This is a genomic window from Corynebacterium marquesiae, from assembly GCF_030229635.1.
Lineage (GTDB): Bacteria > Actinomycetota > Actinomycetes > Mycobacteriales > Mycobacteriaceae > Corynebacterium > Corynebacterium marquesiae.
On sequence record NZ_JASPII010000008.1, the window covers coordinates 90,633 to 109,141 of the forward strand.

The 18,509-nt window shown below is 59.0% G+C and carries 18 protein-coding genes; 7 read left to right on the top strand and 11 right to left on the bottom strand.

The annotated features are described in order from the left end of the window. Nucleotides 1-69: 69 nt before the first annotated feature. The 3 genes from QP971_RS06965 to rimP all read right to left on the bottom strand — a co-directional run bounded on the left by QP971_RS06965 (nt 70) and on the right by rimP (nt 2,081). Nucleotides 70-417, bottom strand: coding sequence for a YlxR family protein (locus tag QP971_RS06965; RefSeq protein WP_239273075.1), 348 nt, complete (start codon nt 415-417; stop codon nt 70-72). An 84-nt stretch (nt 418-501) separates the two neighbouring features. Continuing rightward, nucleotides 502-1,518: a transcription termination factor NusA gene (gene nusA, locus QP971_RS06970; RefSeq protein ID WP_239273076.1), complete on the bottom strand. Its 1,017-nt coding sequence runs from the start codon at nt 1,516-1,518 to the stop codon at nt 502-504. A 23-nt stretch (nt 1,519-1,541) separates the two neighbouring features. After that, nucleotides 1,542-2,081 carry a ribosome maturation factor RimP gene (gene rimP, locus QP971_RS06975; RefSeq protein WP_239273077.1) on the bottom strand — a complete coding sequence of 180 codons (540 nt, stop codon included), beginning with the start codon at nt 2,079-2,081 and terminating at the stop codon, nt 1,542-1,544. A 38-nt stretch (nt 2,082-2,119) separates the two neighbouring features. Here rimP and QP971_RS06980 point away from each other — a divergent pair, with 38 nt between their 5' ends. Both QP971_RS06980 and QP971_RS06985 read left to right on the top strand, forming a co-directional pair. Continuing rightward, nucleotides 2,120-2,971 (top strand): DUF4439 domain-containing protein, encoded by an 852-nt coding sequence (locus QP971_RS06980; RefSeq protein WP_284811180.1) that lies wholly within the window; start codon nt 2,120-2,122, stop codon nt 2,969-2,971. A 181-nt stretch (nt 2,972-3,152) separates the two neighbouring features. Further along, the gene (locus tag QP971_RS06985; protein WP_049377454.1) at nt 3,153-3,482 is read left to right on the top strand and encodes a transglycosylase family protein; all 330 of its coding nucleotides are present in this window, start codon (nt 3,153-3,155) and stop codon (nt 3,480-3,482) included. 121 nt (nt 3,483-3,603) lie between these two features. Here the strand turns inward: QP971_RS06985 and QP971_RS06990 are convergent, their stop codons facing one another. Together QP971_RS06990 and QP971_RS06995 are read right to left on the bottom strand one after the other, a co-directional pair. Continuing rightward, nucleotides 3,604-3,966, bottom strand: coding sequence for a DoxX family protein (locus tag QP971_RS06990; protein ID WP_239273080.1), 363 nt, complete (start codon nt 3,964-3,966; stop codon nt 3,604-3,606). Between the two features lie 39 nt (nt 3,967-4,005). Continuing rightward, nucleotides 4,006-5,775 (bottom strand): proline--tRNA ligase, encoded by a 1,770-nt coding sequence (locus QP971_RS06995; protein ID WP_239273081.1) that lies wholly within the window; start codon nt 5,773-5,775, stop codon nt 4,006-4,008. Nucleotides 5,776-5,806: 31 nt separating this feature from the next. Between QP971_RS06995 and yaaA the strand changes: the two genes are divergently transcribed. Next, nucleotides 5,807-6,529 carry a peroxide stress protein YaaA gene (gene yaaA, locus QP971_RS07000; RefSeq protein WP_239273082.1) on the top strand — a complete coding sequence of 241 codons (723 nt, stop codon included), beginning with the start codon at nt 5,807-5,809 and terminating at the stop codon, nt 6,527-6,529. Between the two features lie 30 nt (nt 6,530-6,559). Here yaaA and QP971_RS07005 read toward each other — a convergent pair whose 3' ends face one another. The 5 genes from QP971_RS07005 to QP971_RS07025 form a co-directional block, all read right to left on the bottom strand. After that, nucleotides 6,560-7,873: a DUF4921 family protein gene (locus QP971_RS07005; RefSeq protein WP_284811181.1), complete on the bottom strand. Its 1,314-nt coding sequence runs from the start codon at nt 7,871-7,873 to the stop codon at nt 6,560-6,562. Between the two features lie 27 nt (nt 7,874-7,900). Then, a complete protein-coding gene (locus QP971_RS07010) occupies nt 7,901-8,653 on the bottom strand; it encodes an ABC transporter permease (protein ID WP_239273084.1) in 753 nt (250 codons plus the stop codon). Nucleotides 8,654-8,684: 31 nt separating this feature from the next. Next, nucleotides 8,685-9,584, bottom strand: a complete 900-nt coding sequence (locus tag QP971_RS07015; protein ID WP_239273085.1) for an ABC transporter ATP-binding protein — start codon at nt 9,582-9,584, stop codon at nt 8,685-8,687. Between the two features lie 66 nt (nt 9,585-9,650). Continuing rightward, the gene (locus QP971_RS07020) at nt 9,651-10,394 is read right to left on the bottom strand and encodes a response regulator (RefSeq protein WP_284811182.1); all 744 of its coding nucleotides are present in this window, start codon (nt 10,392-10,394) and stop codon (nt 9,651-9,653) included. After that, nucleotides 10,387-11,415, bottom strand: coding sequence for a sensor histidine kinase (locus QP971_RS07025; protein WP_284839642.1), 1,029 nt, complete (start codon nt 11,413-11,415; stop codon nt 10,387-10,389). The genes QP971_RS07020 and QP971_RS07025 overlap by 8 nt, the downstream gene beginning before the upstream one ends. A 223-nt stretch (nt 11,416-11,638) precedes the next feature. Between QP971_RS07025 and QP971_RS07030 the strand changes: the two genes are divergently transcribed. Then, the gene (locus QP971_RS07030; protein WP_284811184.1) at nt 11,639-12,460 is read left to right on the top strand and encodes a PhzF family phenazine biosynthesis protein; all 822 of its coding nucleotides are present in this window, start codon (nt 11,639-11,641) and stop codon (nt 12,458-12,460) included. Beyond that, the gene (locus tag QP971_RS07035; RefSeq protein ID WP_284811185.1) at nt 12,461-13,816 is read left to right on the top strand and encodes a protein adenylyltransferase SelO; all 1,356 of its coding nucleotides are present in this window, start codon (nt 12,461-12,463) and stop codon (nt 13,814-13,816) included. A gap of 79 nt (nt 13,817-13,895) precedes the next feature. Here QP971_RS07035 and mqo read toward each other — a convergent pair whose 3' ends face one another. Beyond that, entirely contained in the window at nt 13,896-15,392 is a 1,497-nt protein-coding gene (mqo, locus tag QP971_RS07040) for a malate dehydrogenase (quinone) (protein WP_049377461.1), read from the bottom strand. A gap of 264 nt (nt 15,393-15,656) precedes the next feature. On the opposite strand from mqo, the gene QP971_RS07045 reads away from it, so the two are divergent. Together QP971_RS07045 and mtr are read left to right on the top strand one after the other, a co-directional pair. Continuing rightward, nucleotides 15,657-16,685, top strand: coding sequence for an alpha/beta hydrolase (locus tag QP971_RS07045; RefSeq protein ID WP_284786917.1), 1,029 nt, complete (start codon nt 15,657-15,659; stop codon nt 16,683-16,685). Between the two features lie 27 nt (nt 16,686-16,712). Next, nucleotides 16,713-18,113 carry a mycothione reductase gene (gene mtr, locus QP971_RS07050; protein ID WP_284791115.1) on the top strand — a complete coding sequence of 467 codons (1,401 nt, stop codon included), beginning with the start codon at nt 16,713-16,715 and terminating at the stop codon, nt 18,111-18,113. Nucleotides 18,114-18,509: the final 396 nt, after the last annotated feature.

The window sequence follows — 18,509 nt, forward strand, 5'->3', positions numbered from 1 at the left end:
GGAAACTGGCCTGACCCCTAGTTAGGTGTGTAGGACTTTCATCGCTGATGCTTCATCGTTGTGCGCTCATCAGTGTTCGGTCTTCCTTTGTAACTCTGGTTCGTACGAATCCAACGCGGCGTTTTCCGCGCTAGGTACCTGTCCGCTATGCGCTTCCAAGTACTGCCGTACCTGACCTGTGTCCACGGGTGCGGACGTGCGAAGCGCGCGCTTGAAAGCGCGTTTGCGCTCCGCTAGCTCGAGTGCAGAAAGAGTGGGGCTAATCCACGCCCCGCGGCCGGGAAGCCGGCGGTGTGGATCTGCTACCAGACGGCGGCCGTGCGGATCATCGTGGTCAATGACCACCCGTAGCAAGTCCGTATCTGGCAGGCGGCGGCGAGTAGCGATGCAGGTCCGGAGTCTTAGTCTCTCAGACATTCAACTCCTTACTTTTCGCGTCGCCAATATGCCCCAATCTGCAACTGGGCCGTTTACTAGCCTACGCTACAAAAGCGCAGATCCTTAATTAGCGTCAGCGTCCGAGTGAATATCGATCTTCCAACCGGTCAAACGGGCAGCTAGACGGGCATTCTGCCCCTCTTTACCAATAGCCAGGGACAGCTGGTAATCCGGCACCACCACGCGCGCGATTTGCGCCTCATTGTCTACAACGGTGACCTTGACCACCTTCGAGGGAGCCAATGCGTTACCCACGTAGACCGTTGGATCCTCGCTGAAGTCGATGATGTCAATCTTCTCACCGCCGAGCTGGCGCATGATGTTGTTGACGCGCTGACCGCGCGGGCCGATGCAGGCTCCCTTAGCGTTCAGGCCCTTGGCATGGCCCACAACGGCCACCTTGGAGCGGTGTCCCGCCTCGCGGGCGATGGCAATCATTTCTACGGCGCCATCAGCAACTTCTGGAACTTCGAGCTCGAAAAGGCCACGCACCAGCTCCGGGTGGGTGCGGGAGAGATTGATCTGTACTTGGGCGCCGTTGCGGTTAACGCCTACGACATAGGCCTTAATGCGGTCACCATGCTCGAGCTTTTCTCCCGGAATCTGCTCGGCCGGCAACAAGATGCCGTCTTGGGACTCCAGCTCAGAGCCCAGCTGGACCACGACGATGCCGCGGGCATTAGCGCGCGCATCACGCTGGACGATGCCGCTGACAACGCGACCGGTAAGCTCCGAATAGGAATCGTAGGTGCGCTCTGCCTCGGCCTCGCGCAGCTTGCGCAGGATGGCCTCGCGCACGGCCTGCGCGCCCACACGTCCAAAGTTTTCCGGGGTGTCATCATATTCGGTGGTTACTTCCCCAGTTTCTGGGTCCCGCTCCGAGACAATGACGCTGACCGCACCGGTGGTGGCGTCGATATCGACGCGGGACTTGGCGCCTTCTACCTTGCCGCCAGCATTAGACTCGCGGTAATCCAGGTAGGAATACAACAAGGCACCCGCAATCGCTTCCAGCAAGTCCTTTACGGGGACGTTGCGCTCGGACTCGATGGTACGAAGTGCCTGTAGATCAATATTCACTTGTCATTCCTCTCGGTTGCCGGTTAATTCTCGGCTTCTTCAAACGTCTTGCGCACTGCCTCTAACTCTTGTTCGGACGGCTGTGCAAACTCAATTTCTACCACTGCCCGGGCAATGTTTTCCAATCGTTCGGCGCGCGCCTGCACGTCCTTTTTGCTTGCCGTGATGAGAATTACGGCATCGGCGGCGTCGTTAAGCGCGCCAATGCGCGCCGAGTGAGTCTTGCCATCGCCAAGGTCAAAGGAGACCTTGCGCCCCCGATTGCGGCGCCAGTGGCGCGGGGCGGTTAACGGCAAGTCCACGCCGGGGGTGGAGACCTCCAAGGTATAGCCTGCGCCGAAGTTCAGCTCTCCTTGCGCTTCCTTGTCATCAAAGAAGGCAGAAATCTCGTTGGATACTTCCTCCAACACATCGGAGCTAGGACGCTTATCGCCGTCAATACGGATAATGACCTGGGATTTCTTTCCCGCCTTGGTGGTTTTAATGTCTTCTACGTCCAATCCCCGCTCAGCCAGTTTGGGTTGTAGGAGATCGGTCAATTGTTGTGCATCTGGGAAAGCCATGTGCACTAGCCTACGTGCTACGGGGTACAGTCTTTTGCGTGAACCGCCGACGAATAGCTTTAACCCTCGTAGCCACAACCGCCACCCTGCCCGCCTTGGCTGGGTGCCAAGCGGTTGATTCCGTCGTCGACTATTTTGGCCCGCGGCCAGAAAGCAGGCTACTGGCGCTTGCCGACGCCGCCGCCACCGACGCCTTGTCCCTCAGCGGCGTCGATGACCATGCCGCAGGGCTGCGCAACTCCCAGGCGGACGCCCTTTATGCCGAAATTACACGGCTATGTGGCACGGATGATGCTGGCAATCCCCCACGCTCCTGCGAGGTAGAGCGTCCTACCGAGGCCAATCACGCCGCAGACTCTGGCGAAATTATGGAAAATGCCGCCTCCGCAACAACAGAGGCGGCCGATGAAGTCACCGTCGAATCGCGCACCCTAGTTACCGAGCAGGCCATCGCGCTCAATGCTTGGCTGCCTGGCGATGCCCCCGATATCCCCGAGCTTTCCCAACCGGAGCAAAAGAGCGCTGCTGATCTCTTGAGTTGGGAGTATGAGCAGGTATACGGCCTAGATTTCGCCCGCGCCTACGTTGGCCCCGAACACGAGGACAAGGTGGATCATCGCCTAGCCGTTCATCATCGCCGCATCGACGCCCTCCAGGACGCACTAGCCCGCTACGGCAACACGCCGCAGCCGGAGCCGGCTTATACCTCCGGAGAGCAAGAACTGCCCCACGATTCCGCTTCCGCCCTGGCCTTTATCGATGGCCTTGCCGACCACGACGGCCGCAAGTGGTCCGCGGCCGCTACGGGTGCAGCGCAAGAAGAGTCCCCAGATCAGGAATGGGTTACTTGGCTCATTGGCATCGCGGCGGAGTCCCACGGCATGCGCTAGACCACAGCCGCCCCAGCCAGCCCCACCTGTCCATCCCCTGGCAATGGGCCAGCGAAATGACAGCTACCTCTACGACGCTATGCATTGCCTCGGTTCCTCTAGCGTGCGTAGGTTGGGTCACCATGAGCTTGCAGGAGATTCCGCAAGCTAAACAGACACAAAGAGAAGGAGTTTCCTCTCAATGCGTTCTAAGAAGACCATGTTGACCGTTTCCGCCGCAGCTCTCGGCCTTGCTGGCTTGGCCGCGCCTGCTGCTACCGCCGCACCGGCTAGCGCCTGGGACCAGGTAGCCGCCTGCGAGTCCGGCGGCGATTGGCACATCAATACCGGAAATGGTTACCAGGGCGGCCTGCAGTTCAACCCGCAGACCTGGGCCGCCAATGGCGGTACCCAGTACGCCCCGACCGCTGACCAGGCAACCCGCGAGCAGCAGATTGCCGTGGCCGAAAGCGTCCTAGCCACCCAGGGTGCTGGCGCCTGGCCCAACTGCGGCGGCCCCGTCGCCGGCTAGTTCCTAGCCCCGGCATTTAACACGAAGCCGGCCTCCTCCCTTACTCCGCGGGGTTTCGCGGGATGGGGAGGAGGCCGGTTTTGTGCTTCCTATAAATGGCTAGCATGCAGCCATGGTGAATTTAGGCCTCGTGCTTGGCGATGTTCCAGGCATACACCATCAACAGCACTTGTAGCGGCTGGCGGATGATGTGGTAGAGCTTCTTTGGCCACCCTGCCTTACGCTCAATCCAAGCGTGGTACATATTAGCCGGCCACACCGCAGCAAAGAGTGCGAGTGCGGAAGCACCGCCGAAGCCGCGGGTGGCGCGGCGGCGAAGCAAAGCACCGGTGGCAATCTCCCACAGGCCCGAAGCAAAGTTATAGAAGCGCGCAGGGCCTGGCAGTTGCGGCGGAACAATGGATTCGAAAGTCTTCGCCTTCACAAAGTGCAGTACGCCCATTGCTGAAAGCACGGTGGAAAGCCCATTCTTTTGAAAGTTCATGCCTTCCACGGTACCCCGCCGCGCAGAGGTTGGTCTTATTTAACCACGCACGAGCTCGAGGATCTTGTCCACGATGTCCTCGGCTGGAACCTCGAGGGTCTCACCACCGCGGATGCGCAACTCGATTTTCCCTTCCTTGAAGGCACGGCCCAAGATGGCCACGAAGGGCATGCCAAGGAGCTCTGCATCCTTGAACTTCACACCTGGGGAGACCTTTGGACGGTCATCGAAAAGCACCTCGAGCCCCTTGGCAGAGAGCTCCTCTACCAGCTTGTCGCCGGCCTCCATGGCGGCGGCGTCTTTGTTAGCCACGGCCACGTGCACTTGGTAAGGCGCGATGGCAACCGGCCAATTGAGGCCCTTGTCGTCATGGCGCTGCTCGGCCAGGACGGCCAGCATGCGGGTAATACCAATGCCATAGGACCCCATGGTAGGAACGGCACGCTTGCCGTTCTCATCCAAGATTTGCACGTCAAAGGCCTCGGTGTATTTGCGGCCCAGCTGGAAGATATGGCCGAGCTCAATGCCGCGCTCCAAGGTCAAGGTGCCTTGGTTATCAGGAGCCAGGTCGCCTTCTTTAACCTCTGCGGCCTCAATGAACTCATCCACGGTGAAATCGCGGCCGGCCACGCAGTCAACCACGTGGCGCTCGCTCGCATCGGCGCCGGTAATCCACGCCGTACCCTTGACCACGCGCGGATCGGCCAAGACCTTGATGCCATTGGCGTTCAAGGCGCGCGGGCCAACATACCCCTTGACCAAGAAGGCATTGTCAGCAAAGTCCTTGTCCCCGGCCAACTCAAACTCCACCGGCTCGAGTGCGGCCTCAAGGCGCTTTTCATCCAGCTCGCGATCGCCAGGGATGAGAACGGCCGCCAACTCCGACTCGCGCTCTTCGCTCTCCGCGGCCGGGTGGAAGAGCTTGACCATCATGCACTTGAGGGTATCTGCAGCGGTGGCCTCGCGGCCGTCGACAGTAAGGCCTGCGCCCTGGGCCCATTCGACCAGCTTCTCAATGGTCTCTGCTCCCGGGGTGTCATACTCCTGTGCCTCCGGCTGGCCCTCAATATCCTTCTCCGCCGGTGCTGGGGTCACCACGGCCTCGACGTTGGCTGCGTAGTCACCCTCGGTGGAACGCACAAAAGTATCCTCGCCCACCTCAGAGACGGCGAGGAATTCCTCGGAGGCGGAGCCTCCCATGGCACCAGAGGTGGCCTTACAGATGGCGTAGTCAATCTCTAGACGGTTGAAGATATTCTGATACGCCTTGCGGTGGCGGCCGTAGGACTCGTCCAAGCCCTCGTCGGTCATGTCGAAGGAGTAGGAATCCTTCATCGTGAATTCGCGGCCACGCAGCACACCAGCGCGAGGGCGCTCCTCATCGCGGTACTTGGTCTGAATCTGGTACAGCGTGACCGGAAAATCCTTATAGGAGGAATACATATCCTTGACCGCGCTGGCAAACATTTCCTCGTGGGTAGGGCCAAGCAGCATATCTGCGTTCTTGCGGTCCTTCAGGCGGAAGAGGTTATCGCCGTATTCCACCCAGCGGTTGGTCTTTTCATAAGGCTCGCGCGGCAGCAGGGCAGGAAATAGCATTTCCTGGCCGCCAATGGCGTCCATTTCCTGACGGACTACATCTTCAATCTTGCGCAGGGTGCGCAGCCCTAACGGCAGCCAGGTATATACGCCCGGCGCGACGCGGCGTACATAACCGGCGCGTACGAGCAGCTTGTGGCTAGGAACCTCGGCATCGGCGGGGTCCTCACGAAGGGTACGGAGAAATAGTTCAGAAAGGCGGGTAATCATGCACCAAAATATACCCCGCTACCCTGTATATATGCTCATTATCCTCCCTCCTTCAGAAACTAAAGCTCATGGCGGTACGGGACAGCCCCTTGACTTCAGCCAGCTGTCCTTTCCGCAATTGCATGCCACCCGGCAAGAAATTGCTGCTGAACTGCAGTCTCTTCCGGTAGACGAGGCCATGGAGGTACTCAAGCTTTCGGAAAAGCTGCGCGGTGAGGCCGAATCCAACCAGGGGCTTTTCACCACCCCCACCATGCCAGCCGTGTTGCGCTATACCGGCGTGCTTTTTGATGCCTTGGATGCCCCTTCCCTGCCCACGTGGGATCGCCTTGCTATTGGCGACGCCCTCTTTGGCGTCCTCCGCGCCGGCGACCCCATTCCGCATTACCGACTTTCGGGAGGCTCGAAGCTAGGCGGCCGCACCATGAAGTCACGCTGGGGCACACAGATCACGCAGGCGCTCGAGGGGGTAGACGAGCTTCTTGTGGATCTGCGCTCGGGCACCTACCAGCAGCTCGGCCGCGTAAAGGATGCGGTAACGGTACGGGTGGAAAGCGTGCAGGACGATGGATCGCGCAAGGTGGTCAGCCACTTCAATAAGCACTACAAGGGCCTTTTAGCCCGCGAGTTAGCGCTCTCGCCTGCTGACGCCTATTGCGCCGCCGACGTTGCCGCCATTGCGCGCGCCGCGGGTATGACAGTTGAGGAGCCGGGGCCTGGGTCGAGTGAGCTCACGCTCGTCGTCAAGCGCTAAGCCCACCGCAAACTACTCAGCACAGCTTGTCTAGCGCAGCTGTGGGTTATACAGCAGGCTGTTGCGCTGTACCGAACATTCGGTAGCCACGCGGACCGAGCGGGCAACATGCCCGGACTCGCGCAGGGGATAAAGCTGGCTTACTACCCTATCGCGCAGATCCCAGGGCGAGATGGTGTTGAGGTAAATTTTGGTGCCGCCTTCGAATCCGGCAAGGGTGGAAATGCGGAGCTTGATGAGGATGCGCCATGGCTGAGCGACGTCGACGTCGGCAGGCTTGTGGTGCCACTCCTCATTGCAGGGCACCTCGCGGCCTACTGCGGCGTGGGCGGCGTGAACAAGGTCGCTCATGGCGCGGATTTCCTCTTCTGACTGCCGCCACGGCTCACAGGTCGCGGACTTGGAGTAGACCTCCAAGGTGGGATAGCGGTGCCCAAAGCCGGCGAAGAGAACGGCATGGTCATTTTCCGCGACGATGAGGTTGCGGCTAGCGGCATAGTCCACCGCCCACTCGTTGTACATGTTCATATTGCTGCGCAGCATCTGTACCTCCCGGTGGGAAGCCATGCCGCGGTCATCGATGGCAACGAGTTGCTTGTGCAAGTGCTCAAAGGAGGCGCCGGCTGGCTGCAGCCAGTTTTGGAAGGCCACCACATAGGGTGCGTAGCGGTTGCGCTCGTAGAGGTCCCGCATGGCATCGATAGTCAGCTGCATAAAAAGCAGGTGCTCTTCGGCGCTTAGGGTGCCGGAAGATACCACGTGCGAATCATCCTGTGCACCGCGCTCAAAATGGCGGCCGGCCACGATGACGTCGTGGCCTCCTGCGAAGAAGCCCGCCGCCTGTTCTATAAGTTCTTCTTCGCTTGCCTCAGGCAGGTGCGCTGCCTTTCGCTTCGTGCGCACGATATTGAGCACATGTTCCCGGCCGGCAGGATCGGCAAGGTAGTTGTCCATGCGCTGTCGGGTCTCAGCATCCATGTCGAAGCCGTAGTTAGCGTGCCAGTAGGCATAGGAGACGATTTCAAACAGATTGGGGATGCGGCGAAAGGCCGGCACGGTGTGGCTGTATTCGCTCAAAGGCAAGCCACGCACAATCCCGCCGGAAGGCAGGATGCGGGCCTTTTCCGGCGGGGTATCAGTCATGCGACCTGAGCAAAAGGCGCAGCGGTGGGTGAAGTCTTCTTCGTGCAACGGCTGCGGGTTAGCCACCGGTGTGGACAAGGGGCGGTTGCCCCGGCCCGGCACGGTCCACACCTCGGTCCCGGAGAACGGGTTGACCTGCTTGACCGTGCCATCCCGCATGGTCTGGATGGGTTCTATGCGGGCAAAAAGTGCATCACTCATGCCCACCAGCGTAGCTAGTTCTGGGTGCTATTTGGCGACGGACCGGCGGCGGGATACTACGCACGCACCGCCGACGCAGACTGCCAGCGTGATGCCCAGAATCAAAGCCGATACGCCACGGGAATGGTCCAAGGGGCCCGAATCGCTACCCAGGACCAAGGTCTGCATATTGGCGAAGGGCAGGCAGCCCAATATCGCTTCTGCCCAAGAGGTATCAAATGCCATAAGCGCAGTTTCTACGACAAAGAATTCCACCACGAGGATCATTGCGGCAAATGTGCCGCTACGCAAGAGAAAAGCCAGCCCCATAGCCAGCAGGCTAAATCCGGTCCATTCCAGGTAAGCAAACACCACTCGGTTGCAGTCCGGCCACTCATAAAAGCTTGTGAAGTCAATATCGCCGCCGAATGCCGCAATCAGCAAAGTTCCCACAGCTATACCCAGTGTGGCCGCAAGCAAGAGTGATACCAGGATGACTAAGAATTGGCTGAGCACTATGCCAACGCGGCGGTTAGATGAAAGATAAGACCAAGCAACAGTTCCCTTTCCCAGGTCACCTCCGACCATCATCGCAGAGGCAAAGATCATCACCACCATGGCGAGGTCACTAGCTGCTAAGACATCACTAGATTGAAATTTGCCATCCACGCTGCCGTTAAAGTCATAGCCCCAAGCCATGAGCACGCCGCCGGCGGCCATACCGAGTGCCACGATGGCGAGGTAGACCCAGGTAGAGCGCAGGGAAAAGAGTTTGCGGGATTCTGAAACCACAGTATTCATAGAAATCTGTCCTTAAGGTGGGGTTGTGTGTTTAGGCGGAGCGGTAGGCCACGTGGTCGGCGGTCGCGCCAAGGTAGGCCTCTTCCAGGGAGGGCTGCTTGCGTTCCAAGCTGGAGATGAGAATGCGGTTATCCAGGCAGATTCGGCCAATGTCAGAGCCTTCTAGGCCGCGCACGCGCAGGATCTCACCGTCAAAGGAGGTCTCCGCATCGGTGCCGTGCAACAGGCGCAGGAGCTCATCGGGCTGGTCAACGATGACTTCAAGGCTTGCGCCTCCAGTTCCGTTAACGAATTCATCCATGGTGCCCTCACCCAGCAGCTTGCCCTTGCCGATGACCACGAGGCGGTCTGCGGTGAGCTGCATTTCCGAAAGCAGGTGGGAGGAAACCAGCACGGAGCAACCAGCCTCAGCAAATTCGCGGATACGGGCACGCATCCAGTGCACACCTTCGGGGTCGAGGCCGTTGACGGGTTCGTCAAGAAGCAAGTGCTTCGGCTCGCCGATGAGCGCACAAGCAAGGCCCAGGCGCTGCTTCATGCCTAGCGAATAGCCGCCCACTCGCTTGGTGGCTACCTGGGTAAGGCCGACGCGGTCCAGGGTGTCATCCACATGGTTCATGGATACGCCCTGCAACGCGGCCATGTAGCCCAAGTGAGCACGGGCGCTGCGGCCCGGATGAAACCAGTTGGCGTCCAACAAGGTGCCTACCGTGGTAGCGGGATTGGACAGCCCGCGGAAGGACGTGCCATCGAAAGTCGCGGTGCCGGAAGTCGGATTCTCCAACCCCACGCACATGCGCATGGTGGTGGATTTACCAGAACCATTCGGACCGAGGAAGCCGGTGACTTGACCGTCTGGGACCTCAAAGGAGAGGTCATCTACTGCTTTAAAGGAACGGAATTTCTTGGAAAGGTGTGAAACTTTGAGCATGGTTTCCATCGTGCCGCCTGACCGGCACGAAGTAACCATCCTTGGGAGTGATTTGGCAGGTCATACCTAGGGATGAGACAGCAGCTCCTCCACCGAGACCACGCCATGAGTAAGGGCGTAGAGCACAGCATGCACGCGGTCGCGCGAGCCGGTTTTCGTCAAGATATGGCGTACGTGGGTCTTGACCGTGGCCATGGAGACAAACTCGCATTCCGCGATTTCGGTATTCGAATACCCCAGTGCCATGAGCTTGAGGACGTCCAGCTCGCGTGGCGTGATATCTTCAGCCGGAGGGGCGGTAGCTGCTGCCGCAACGGGGGTGGCATGTGAATCGGGCTGTGACGCGGACTGCTCGCTGCGCAATTGCTGCAGTACCTGTGCGGTAATGCGCGGTGAAAGGACGGCCTCGCCGGAATGTACGGTGCGAATGGCGGCGAGGAGTTCCTCCGGTTCGACGTCTTTGAGCAGGAATCCGGAAGCCCCGGCGGAAATGGCGCCGTGGACAAAGTTCTGGTCATCGAAGGTGGTAAGCATAATGACCTGGGTGTCTGGGAATTCCGGCAGCAACCTTTCGGTGGCGGCGATGCCGTTGACGCGCGCCATCTGGACATCCATGAGCACGATATCGGCAGGCTGCGCGCGGGCGAGGTCGAGGACTTCATCGCCATCGGATGCCTGCCAGGCAACGTCTAAATCCTCTTGGGAGCCAAGGAGCATGGCGAACCCGGCGCGCACGAGGGGCTGGTCATCTACTAGGCCAATGCGGATGGGAGCGGCATGCGATCTTGCTGGTTGCTCAGGGTTAGTCATTGGGTACCTCCACGGTGATAAAGAAGTGTCCGTCCTCTGTGCGGGTAGCAACGCTGCCGCCATAGGCCCTAACGCGCTCGCTCATCCCGATGAGCCCGTAACCGGGCTCGTGATTGTCCGGCGTGCGTGCGGCCGGGTTATCGGCGCTCAATACTAGGCCGCTTCCAGTAGAGCGGAAGCGCAGAACTCCCCTTTTATCGCGGGAATGCTTGAGCATATTGGTCAAAATTTCTTGCACCACGCGGTAGACGGTGAACTGATAGAGCTCGTCGCTTTCGGTCGGCAGGTCCTCCAGCCCGTGCACGGTGATATCGAAACCGCTGCGGCGGGCTTCCGAGATGAGTCCTGCGATATCACTCGCGCCGGGCGCCTTGGTATCGGCGCGGGAATCTCCATCTCGCAGCACAGAGAGCAATCCGCGCATCTGCTTGAGGGAATCGCGGGAGGTAGAGGCGATGGTTTCCAAGGCTTCTGTGGCAGCTGCGGGATTTTTGGCGGCGGCGAACCGGGCGCCGTCGGCAAGAGCGATAACGCCCGCCAAGTTATGCGCCACGATGTCATGCATCTCGCGGGCGATGCGGTTGCGCTCTACCGCGCCGGCCATCTCCGCACGTTCAATCAGAAGCTGCTGGTCCTCGCGCTTTTTGCGGTCATTGGTGCCAAGCAGGAAGAAAAAGCCCATGACCGGCCACGCGATGATGACGACGGAGGCTAAGGACACTAGGGGATCAATCTGTGCTCCCTCGAGCCCAAAATCAATATCACTAAAGATAAGGTTTCCAAAATGCTGTGCCCACACAGAGAAAAGGGTGCCTACGCCTATCCAGGCAATCCATACACGGCGCATGCGCTTCGGGGAATGCGCCCCAATGAGAAAAACGCAATACGCCAAGGGAAAAGCATGGACGTTACTCAGCGCGGCCAAAGGGGTAAAAAGACACAGGGTAAAGACAATAGCGATTGCGCCTATCGCCTTTTCCTTCAACTTAGGATGCAGCCACAACGCCAATGGGAGAACCACGCAATAAAGAATTAAAACGCCCCTGTGAAAGAGGGAATCCCCGTCCACTACATCAGCAGCATAAGAAACCGAAGAAACCCAGAAAAACAGCGGAATGATAAATCTCCACGGTGGGCCTACCCACGCGCGAAGTGCATCGGGCCATAGCTTCTTCATGGCTTTCTAGGCTAGCGCAGGCTCTAAGCCTTAGTCCTCATCCCTGGGGCTGACTAGACTGGTGGGCATGCACCACGAGTTCTTTGAGGTTGATGTTTTTGCCACGGGTGCCTTTAACGGCAATGCCTTGGCGGTGATTGCGGGCGCCGATGGCCTAAGTACCGAGCAGATGCAGGCAATCGCGAACTGGACCAACTTTTCTGAAACCACCTTCTTGCTCGAGCCTAGCGACGCCCGCGCGGACTACCGCGTGCGCATTTTCACCCCGTACGAAGAGTTTGATTTCGCCGGCCACCCCACGCTGGGTAGCGCTGCCGCGTGGCGGGCGCTGGGCAATAGCCCGCAGACAGAGGGAACTATCGTTCAAGAATGCGGCGTGGGCTTGGTAACCGTCCGTGAAGAGGGCGAAGTCTTTTCCTTTGCTACCCCGCCGCTGCGCCGCGAAGAACCGCTGAGCCCGGCGGAGCTGAAGGAGGCCTGCGCTGGGTTGGGGCTAGATAGCGCGGATATTGTGGACCATGGCTGGGTGGACAATGGCCCGGGCTGGCGCCTGCTTCAATTGCGCGACGCCGCGGCGGTGCGCGCGGTTGAGCCCCGGGCCGAGCGCCCCAAGGTCGGCGTTGTGGGTCTTAATCCCAACGCCGCAGAGAGCGAGCCGGCCTATGAGGTGCGGGCCTTTACCACCCAATTCGAAGACCCAGTCACCGGTTCTTTCAACGGCGGCGCCGCGCAGTTTATGCGCTCACGCAACCTCGTCCCGCCACTCTATACCGCAACACAAGGCAGCCAGATTGGCCGGGCGGGAGAAGTATTTATCAACGATGACGGCACGGATATTTGGGTGGGCGGTCGCGCCCAGATTCGCGTGCGCGGAACACTGGAGGTCTAGATGCAGCTCCACCACGATTTTGCCCAAAAGCTTCCCCACTTGGTTCGCCCCACCGAGGGTGAGGAGCAGCCGAACCCACAGATGGTCATCCTCAACGAGGAGCTCGCCACCGAGTTGGGCCTCGACCCAGACTGGCTGCGATCCTCCGAGGGCGTAGATTTCCTTACCGGCCGCGCGTGCGGCCACGCCATGGCCTATTCCGGCTTCCAATTCGGTGCGTTTAACCCGCAAATGGGAGACGGCCGGGCCATGCTCTTGGGCGAGGTGGAAAAGGACGGCCGGTTATGGGATCTCCATGCCAAGGGAACTGGGCTTACTCCCTTTTCCCGCCTCGGGTCCGATGGCCGCGGAACGCTGTCTTCCATGCTGCGCGAGTACCTAGTCTCTGAGGCTATGCATGCCTTGGGGGTTCCCACCACCCGGGCGCTGGCGGTTATTTCCACCGGACAGCCCATTCAGCGCGGGCACGTGCAACCGGCCGGCATTGTGGTACGCGTAGCGGCCAGCCATATCCGCGTCGGCACTTTCCATCTTGCCGCGCAGACGGATTACACCCGACAGTTGGCCGACTATGCCATTGCGCGCCACTACCCTGGAGCGGACTACCAGGAGTTTTTCACCCAGGTGATGGATGCGCAGATCCGCACCGTGTCCCGCTGGATGCGCTTGGGCTTTATCCACGGCGTGATGAATACGGATAACACCACCATCTCTGGCGAAACCATTGACTATGGCCCCTGCGCCTTCATGGAGGCCTATTCGCCCGCGACGGTCTTTTCCAGCATCGATAGGCAAGGCCGTTATGCCTTTGGCAATCAACCTTCCATCCTGGGATGGAACCTGGCCCGCTTGGCGGAATCCCTCCTGCCGCTTTTTGATATAGACATGAATAAGGCCATGGACTTCGCCCAAGAATCCATCAACGACTTTACCGAGCGCTTTGAGGACCAGCACAGGGCAGATTTAGCAAAGGCTTTGGATACCTCTCGAGAAGTCGCCTCTTCTTATGCGGCTGCCATGCAGCTCAACGGGCCAGATATCACGCTGGCTCACCGCGCTCTTGCCGACGCCGCCGCGGGCCACCCCACCCACGCCCGCGAGCTCTTTGCCGAGGGAGACTTCTTGGACGACTACCTTGCGTCCTCGCCCGACCCTTCCCGTGTTGATAGCGCCATGCCGCGGGTTATCCCGCGCAACCTCGCCGTAGAATCCGCGCTGGATGCTGCCGAACGCGGGGAGTTGGGCCCGTATCAGGAGCTTCTCCACGCGGTCACCCACCCGTGGGAGCCCAACCCAACGTTCGAATCGCCGGATCCTAATGGTCTCGAGGGCTACCTCACCTACTGCGGCACCTAATCCCCACCTTGCCCAAAGCGCACGAAACCCCTGCACCACAACGGCAGCGGTGCAGGGGCTAACGAGACAGAAGCCGGCTTTAGCGATCCAGCTTCAGGGTCTTCTGGGTGTACTCCCACATCTCGTCGTACAGCTTCTCATCGTTGCGCAGCTTGACGCCATAAGACGGAACCATCTCGCGGATCTTGTCTGCCCAATCAATCATGCGCTCGCCGAAGCAACGCTCCAGCAGCTCCAGCATGACGGCCGGGGCAATGGATGCACCCGGGGAAGCGCCGAGCAGGCCGGCGATATTGCCCTCCTGGTTATTCACCAAGGTGGTGCCAAACTCGAGGGAGCCGAACTGCGGAGCACCAGCAGGCTTAATCACCTGGACGCGCTGGCCAGCGATAACGGTCTCCCAGTCGCTTTCCTTTGCTTCCGGTACGTACTCGCGCAGGGCCTCCACACGGTCCGAGAAGCTCTTGCGCACCTCATCCACCAGGTACTTGGTCAGGCCGAACTCCTGCACGGCAACGCCGAGGTAAGAGGTGATGTTGTCTGGGCGGATGGACTTGAACAGGTCCAGGTAGGTGCCCTTCTTCAGGAACTTCGGGCTCCAACCACCGTAAGGACCGAAAAGCAGGCCCTTCTCGCCGTCGATAACGCGGGTATCCAGGTGCGGCACGGACATTGGCGGGGCGCCCACAGCGGCCTTGCCGTAGACCTTTGCCTGGTGCTGCTCAATAAGTTCAGGGTTCTTGGAACGCAGCCACAGACCGGATACTGGGAAGCCTGCGTAACCGGCAACTTCCTTCACCTTTGCCTTGCGCAGCAGGTCCAGGGCGTAACCGCCGGCACCAACGAAGACGAACTTTGCCTTAACTACAGTGATGTCACCGGTGTGCTTGTTCTTGGAGTACACCTTCCACGCGGAGCCATCACGCTTGATGTCGATGACTTCATGTCCGTAGCGGATCTCGGTGCCGGAGGCCTTAGCTGCGGTCAGGAACTGCTTGGTCAGCGCGCCAAAGTTGACGTCAGTACCAGCGTCGGTCCAGGAAATGGCCACCTTATTGGAGAAGTCACGGCCCTTCGCCATCAGCGGCAGCTTCTCAGCAAAGTCGGAATCATCTGCGGAGAACTGCATGCCCGGGAACATGTGCTTCTCGCTCAGCACATCATAGCGGCGCTTGAGGTAATCTACCTGGATTTCACCCTGTGCGAAGGACACGTGCGGAACCGGGTTAATGAATTCGCTCGGGTCGGTGAGAATACCGTTGTTGAGCTGGTGGGACCAGAACTGGCGAGACTTCTGGAACTTCTCGTTGATGCCCAGAGCCTTGGAGATATCAATGCGGCCATTCTTCTCCGGGGTGTAGTTCAGCTCGCACAGCGCGGAGTGGCCAGTACCGGCGTTATTCCATGGGGAGGAGGATTCCAATGCGGGGCCATCGAGGCGCTCAAAGACCATCTGAGTCCAGCTGGGCTCCAACTCGCGGAGCATAGCACCCAGGGTGGCGCTCATGATGCCAGCACCGATAAGTGCTACATCGACCTCGTCTACAACCTGTGCTGTCTTCTTAGCGGAGGACACTGTGTTATTACCTCTTCGAATTGAAAATAGATATCCATCGGCGCGGTCTACGCCTTGATTTTTAGCGCTTAGCGCCCCGCGCCACCATCGTTGCGCTATGACAACCTGGTAGTGCGTCACGCATTAAGGCCTTACTCTACGCTTTTCTCATCCAATTTGGGATTTCTCCCCCAGACCAGTGGCGAAAATGTGGGAATTTCCGCCCCCAGTATTTACACCCCACCGGCAGCACCATAAGTTCTTCATTGCGCCTAGAATCGAGGCATGGTTACACACTCCCCGGTATGGGGCCCAGACAAACTTGGCCCTGACTATGAAGCTGCCACCATTGACTTGGGCACCGACCCCGATGGCGAGGGCGACGTGGTCACCACGCTGGTGCACTACGCGCCGGAGCACGCGGGTGGTACTGCACGTGAGCCAGCCACCCCGTCACGCCCGGCGCTGGTGTGGCTACACGGCATGACCGATTATTTCTTCCACACCCACGTAGCGGAGCACTTTGCCGCCGAGGGTTATGACTTTTATGCCATCGATCTGCGCAAGTGCGGCCGCTCGCGCCGCTCGGGCCAGTCGTGGCACTATGTATCGGATTTGGCGTTCTATTTCGCTGACCTCACCGCCGCACTTGATGCCATCCCCAATGATGAGGTCGTCTTCATCGCCCACTCCACCGGTGGCTTGATCGCCCCGCTGTGGATGGATCATCTGCGCCGAACCGACCGAGAACGCCACCAGCGCTTAGCAGGCCTCATCCTTAATAGTCCATGGCTCGACATGATGGGCGTGCCCGGCCAGATTCTCACTCCCCTCAAGCCGTTGCTCTATGCGCTGGGCCGCAAGGCCCCCATGACTCCCCTGCCCGGCGGCAACCTCACCGCCTATGGCGAGTCCGTACACAAGGATTTCTACGGCGACTGGGATTTTGATCTTCGCTTTAAGCCATTGGCCGGCCATAAGAAATATGTCGGCTGGATAGCCGCGGTGTTCCATGGCTTTGATGCTATCCACAGCGGCCGCGTTGATGCCGGCGTCCCCATATTGACACTGCAGTCCACCCGAACCCTATTGGGTCAGCCGTACTCCGACAGCGTGAACCACGCGGATGTCATCATCGACGTTGCGCAAACGCGGCGCTGGGCAAAGGAACTCAATGCCCACTACACCTTGCATCCCATCAAGGGCGCTAGGCACGATGTGTTCCTATCGCTTCCGGACCCGCTCCAAGAAGCTTTTGACACCTGTGATAAGTGGCTGCCCACCGTCCTCGATACTCCACAATCCACTCAGTAATTTAGTCCCTATATATAAGGAATAAACGTGACTACTTCACACCAGTCCCACACGCCCGCTGCCGAGGAACATTTCGACCTCATCATCATCGGCACCGGCTCCGGAAACTCCATCCCTAGCCCGGATTTTGACGACCAGAAAATCGCCATCATTGAAAAAGGCACCTTCGGCGGCACCTGCCTCAACGTAGGCTGCATTCCCACCAAGATGTATGTCTATGCCGCCGATATTGCCCTAGCGGCGCGCGAGGCCGGCCGTCTAGGCCTAGATGCTCAGGTCAATAGCGTGGATTGGGATTCCATCGTGGACCGGGTCTTTACCAACCGCATCGACCAGATTGCCCAGGGCGGCGAGCAGTATCGCCGCGGTGAAGAAACCCCGAATATCACCGTGTACGACGGGCACGCACGTTTTGTCGGTCCGAAGACCATTCGAACCGGCGAACATGTCATCAGCGGCGACCAGATCGTCATTGCCGCCGGCTCCCGTCCGGTGATTCCGAAGGTCTATGCCAACTCGGGCGTGAAGTACTACACCAATGAAGACATCATGCGCATGGACCACCAGCCAGAAAGCCTCATTGTGGTAGGCGGTGGCTATATCGCCATGGAGTTTGCCCATGTCTTTGACGGCCTCGGCACCAAGGTGACCGTAGTCAATCGCTCCGAGACCTTGCTGCGCCACTTGGATGATGACCTGTCCAGCCGCTTCAACCAGATTGCTCGCGATCGCTTCGACGTGCGCATAGCCAATGGCACCAAACTCGAAAAGACCGACAATGGAGTGCGGTTGGAGCTCGACAATGGTGAGTCCGTGGAAGCAGAAGCGATTCTCGTTGCTACCGGGCGCACCCCAAACGGCGATCAGATGGATCTGGACAAGGCAGGCATTGAGCTGCTTGCCGACGCCCGCGTAAGCACCGACGAGTTCGGCCGCACCACCGCCGAGGGCGTTTGGGCGCTTGGCGACGTCTCCTCGCCGTACATGCTCAAGCACGTTGCTAATGCCGAGACCCGCGCCGTGCAGCACAACCTGCTCCACCCAGAGGATCTCCGCCCACTGCCCCACCACAATGTCCCCGCTGCGATCTTTACCCATCCACAAATCGCCACAGTGGGCCTAACTGAGAAGCAGGCACGACAGAAGGGCTTCGACGTCACCGTCAAGGTACAAAACTTTAGCGACGTTGCCTACGGCTGGGCTATGGAAGATCACACAGGCATCTGCAAGCTGATAGCAGACCGCTCCACTGGGCAGCTTCTCGGCGCGCACCTCATGGGTCCACAGGCCTCTACCTTGATCCAGCAATTGATTACCGCGATGGCCTACAAGTTGGACATGCGGGAGTTCACCCGCAACCAATATTGGATCCATCCTGCGCTGCCAGAAGTAGTGGAAAATGCCCTCTTGGGACTGGAGTGGAATTAGTGAACTATTACGTGAGCCTTATCGCATTCTTCCAATTTCCTGCCGGGTTTTAGGGCTTTTTCCACTTCACCCCAAGGAAGCCCCATTCACAATTTGGGGCAATTCACCACCATAATTGGGCTCAAGTTAATTTAATCGCTGAAATTCCAGTCTTGGACGCGCAAAAGGACGGGAGGTTTACTAAATTCACTCGAAATACCGGCCCAAACCGATAGGCACATGTCATCGCTTTTACTAATTCTGCCAGATTCTCAATTACACTTTGGTTTCCCCACTGCAAAACATTGCTAATACCCTTAAAAGTAATTTTGAAATATCCAATCTCGATATAGCTACCGCAATCGCCGTCGCATTCGATGACACCGCCATTACCTCCGCTGACTTGAACGTTTGCCC

What these genes read in the sequence shown, in the direction of transcription:
- QP971_RS06990 (WP_239273080.1), bottom strand. Translation starts at nt 3,966, where the DNA reads ATGAACTTTCAAAAGAATGGGCTTTCCACCGTGCTTTCAGCAATGGGC.
- yaaA (WP_239273082.1), top strand. Translation starts at nt 5,807, where the DNA reads ATGCTCATTATCCTCCCTCCTTCAGAAACTAAAGCTCATGGCGGTACG.
- QP971_RS07035 (WP_284811185.1), top strand. Translation starts at nt 12,461, where the DNA reads ATGCAGCTCCACCACGATTTTGCCCAAAAGCTTCCCCACTTGGTTCGC.
- QP971_RS06985 (WP_049377454.1), top strand. Translation starts at nt 3,153, where the DNA reads ATGCGTTCTAAGAAGACCATGTTGACCGTTTCCGCCGCAGCTCTCGGC.
- QP971_RS07005 (WP_284811181.1), bottom strand. Translation starts at nt 7,873, where the DNA reads ATGAGTGATGCACTTTTTGCCCGCATAGAACCCATCCAGACCATGCGG.
- QP971_RS07010 (WP_239273084.1), bottom strand. Translation starts at nt 8,653, where the DNA reads ATGAATACTGTGGTTTCAGAATCCCGCAAACTCTTTTCCCTGCGCTCT.
- QP971_RS06995 (WP_239273081.1), bottom strand. Translation starts at nt 5,775, where the DNA reads ATGATTACCCGCCTTTCTGAACTATTTCTCCGTACCCTTCGTGAGGAC.
- QP971_RS07020 (WP_284811182.1), bottom strand. Translation starts at nt 10,394, where the DNA reads ATGACTAACCCTGAGCAACCAGCAAGATCGCATGCCGCTCCCATCCGC.
- QP971_RS07045 (WP_284786917.1), top strand. Translation starts at nt 15,657, where the DNA reads ATGGTTACACACTCCCCGGTATGGGGCCCAGACAAACTTGGCCCTGAC.
- QP971_RS06965 (WP_239273075.1), bottom strand. Translation starts at nt 417, where the DNA reads ATGTCTGAGAGACTAAGACTCCGGACCTGCATCGCTACTCGCCGCCGC.
- QP971_RS07015 (WP_239273085.1), bottom strand. Translation starts at nt 9,584, where the DNA reads ATGCTCAAAGTTTCACACCTTTCCAAGAAATTCCGTTCCTTTAAAGCA.
- QP971_RS07030 (WP_284811184.1), top strand. Translation starts at nt 11,639, where the DNA reads ATGCACCACGAGTTCTTTGAGGTTGATGTTTTTGCCACGGGTGCCTTT.
- rimP (WP_239273077.1), bottom strand. Translation starts at nt 2,081, where the DNA reads ATGGCTTTCCCAGATGCACAACAATTGACCGATCTCCTACAACCCAAA.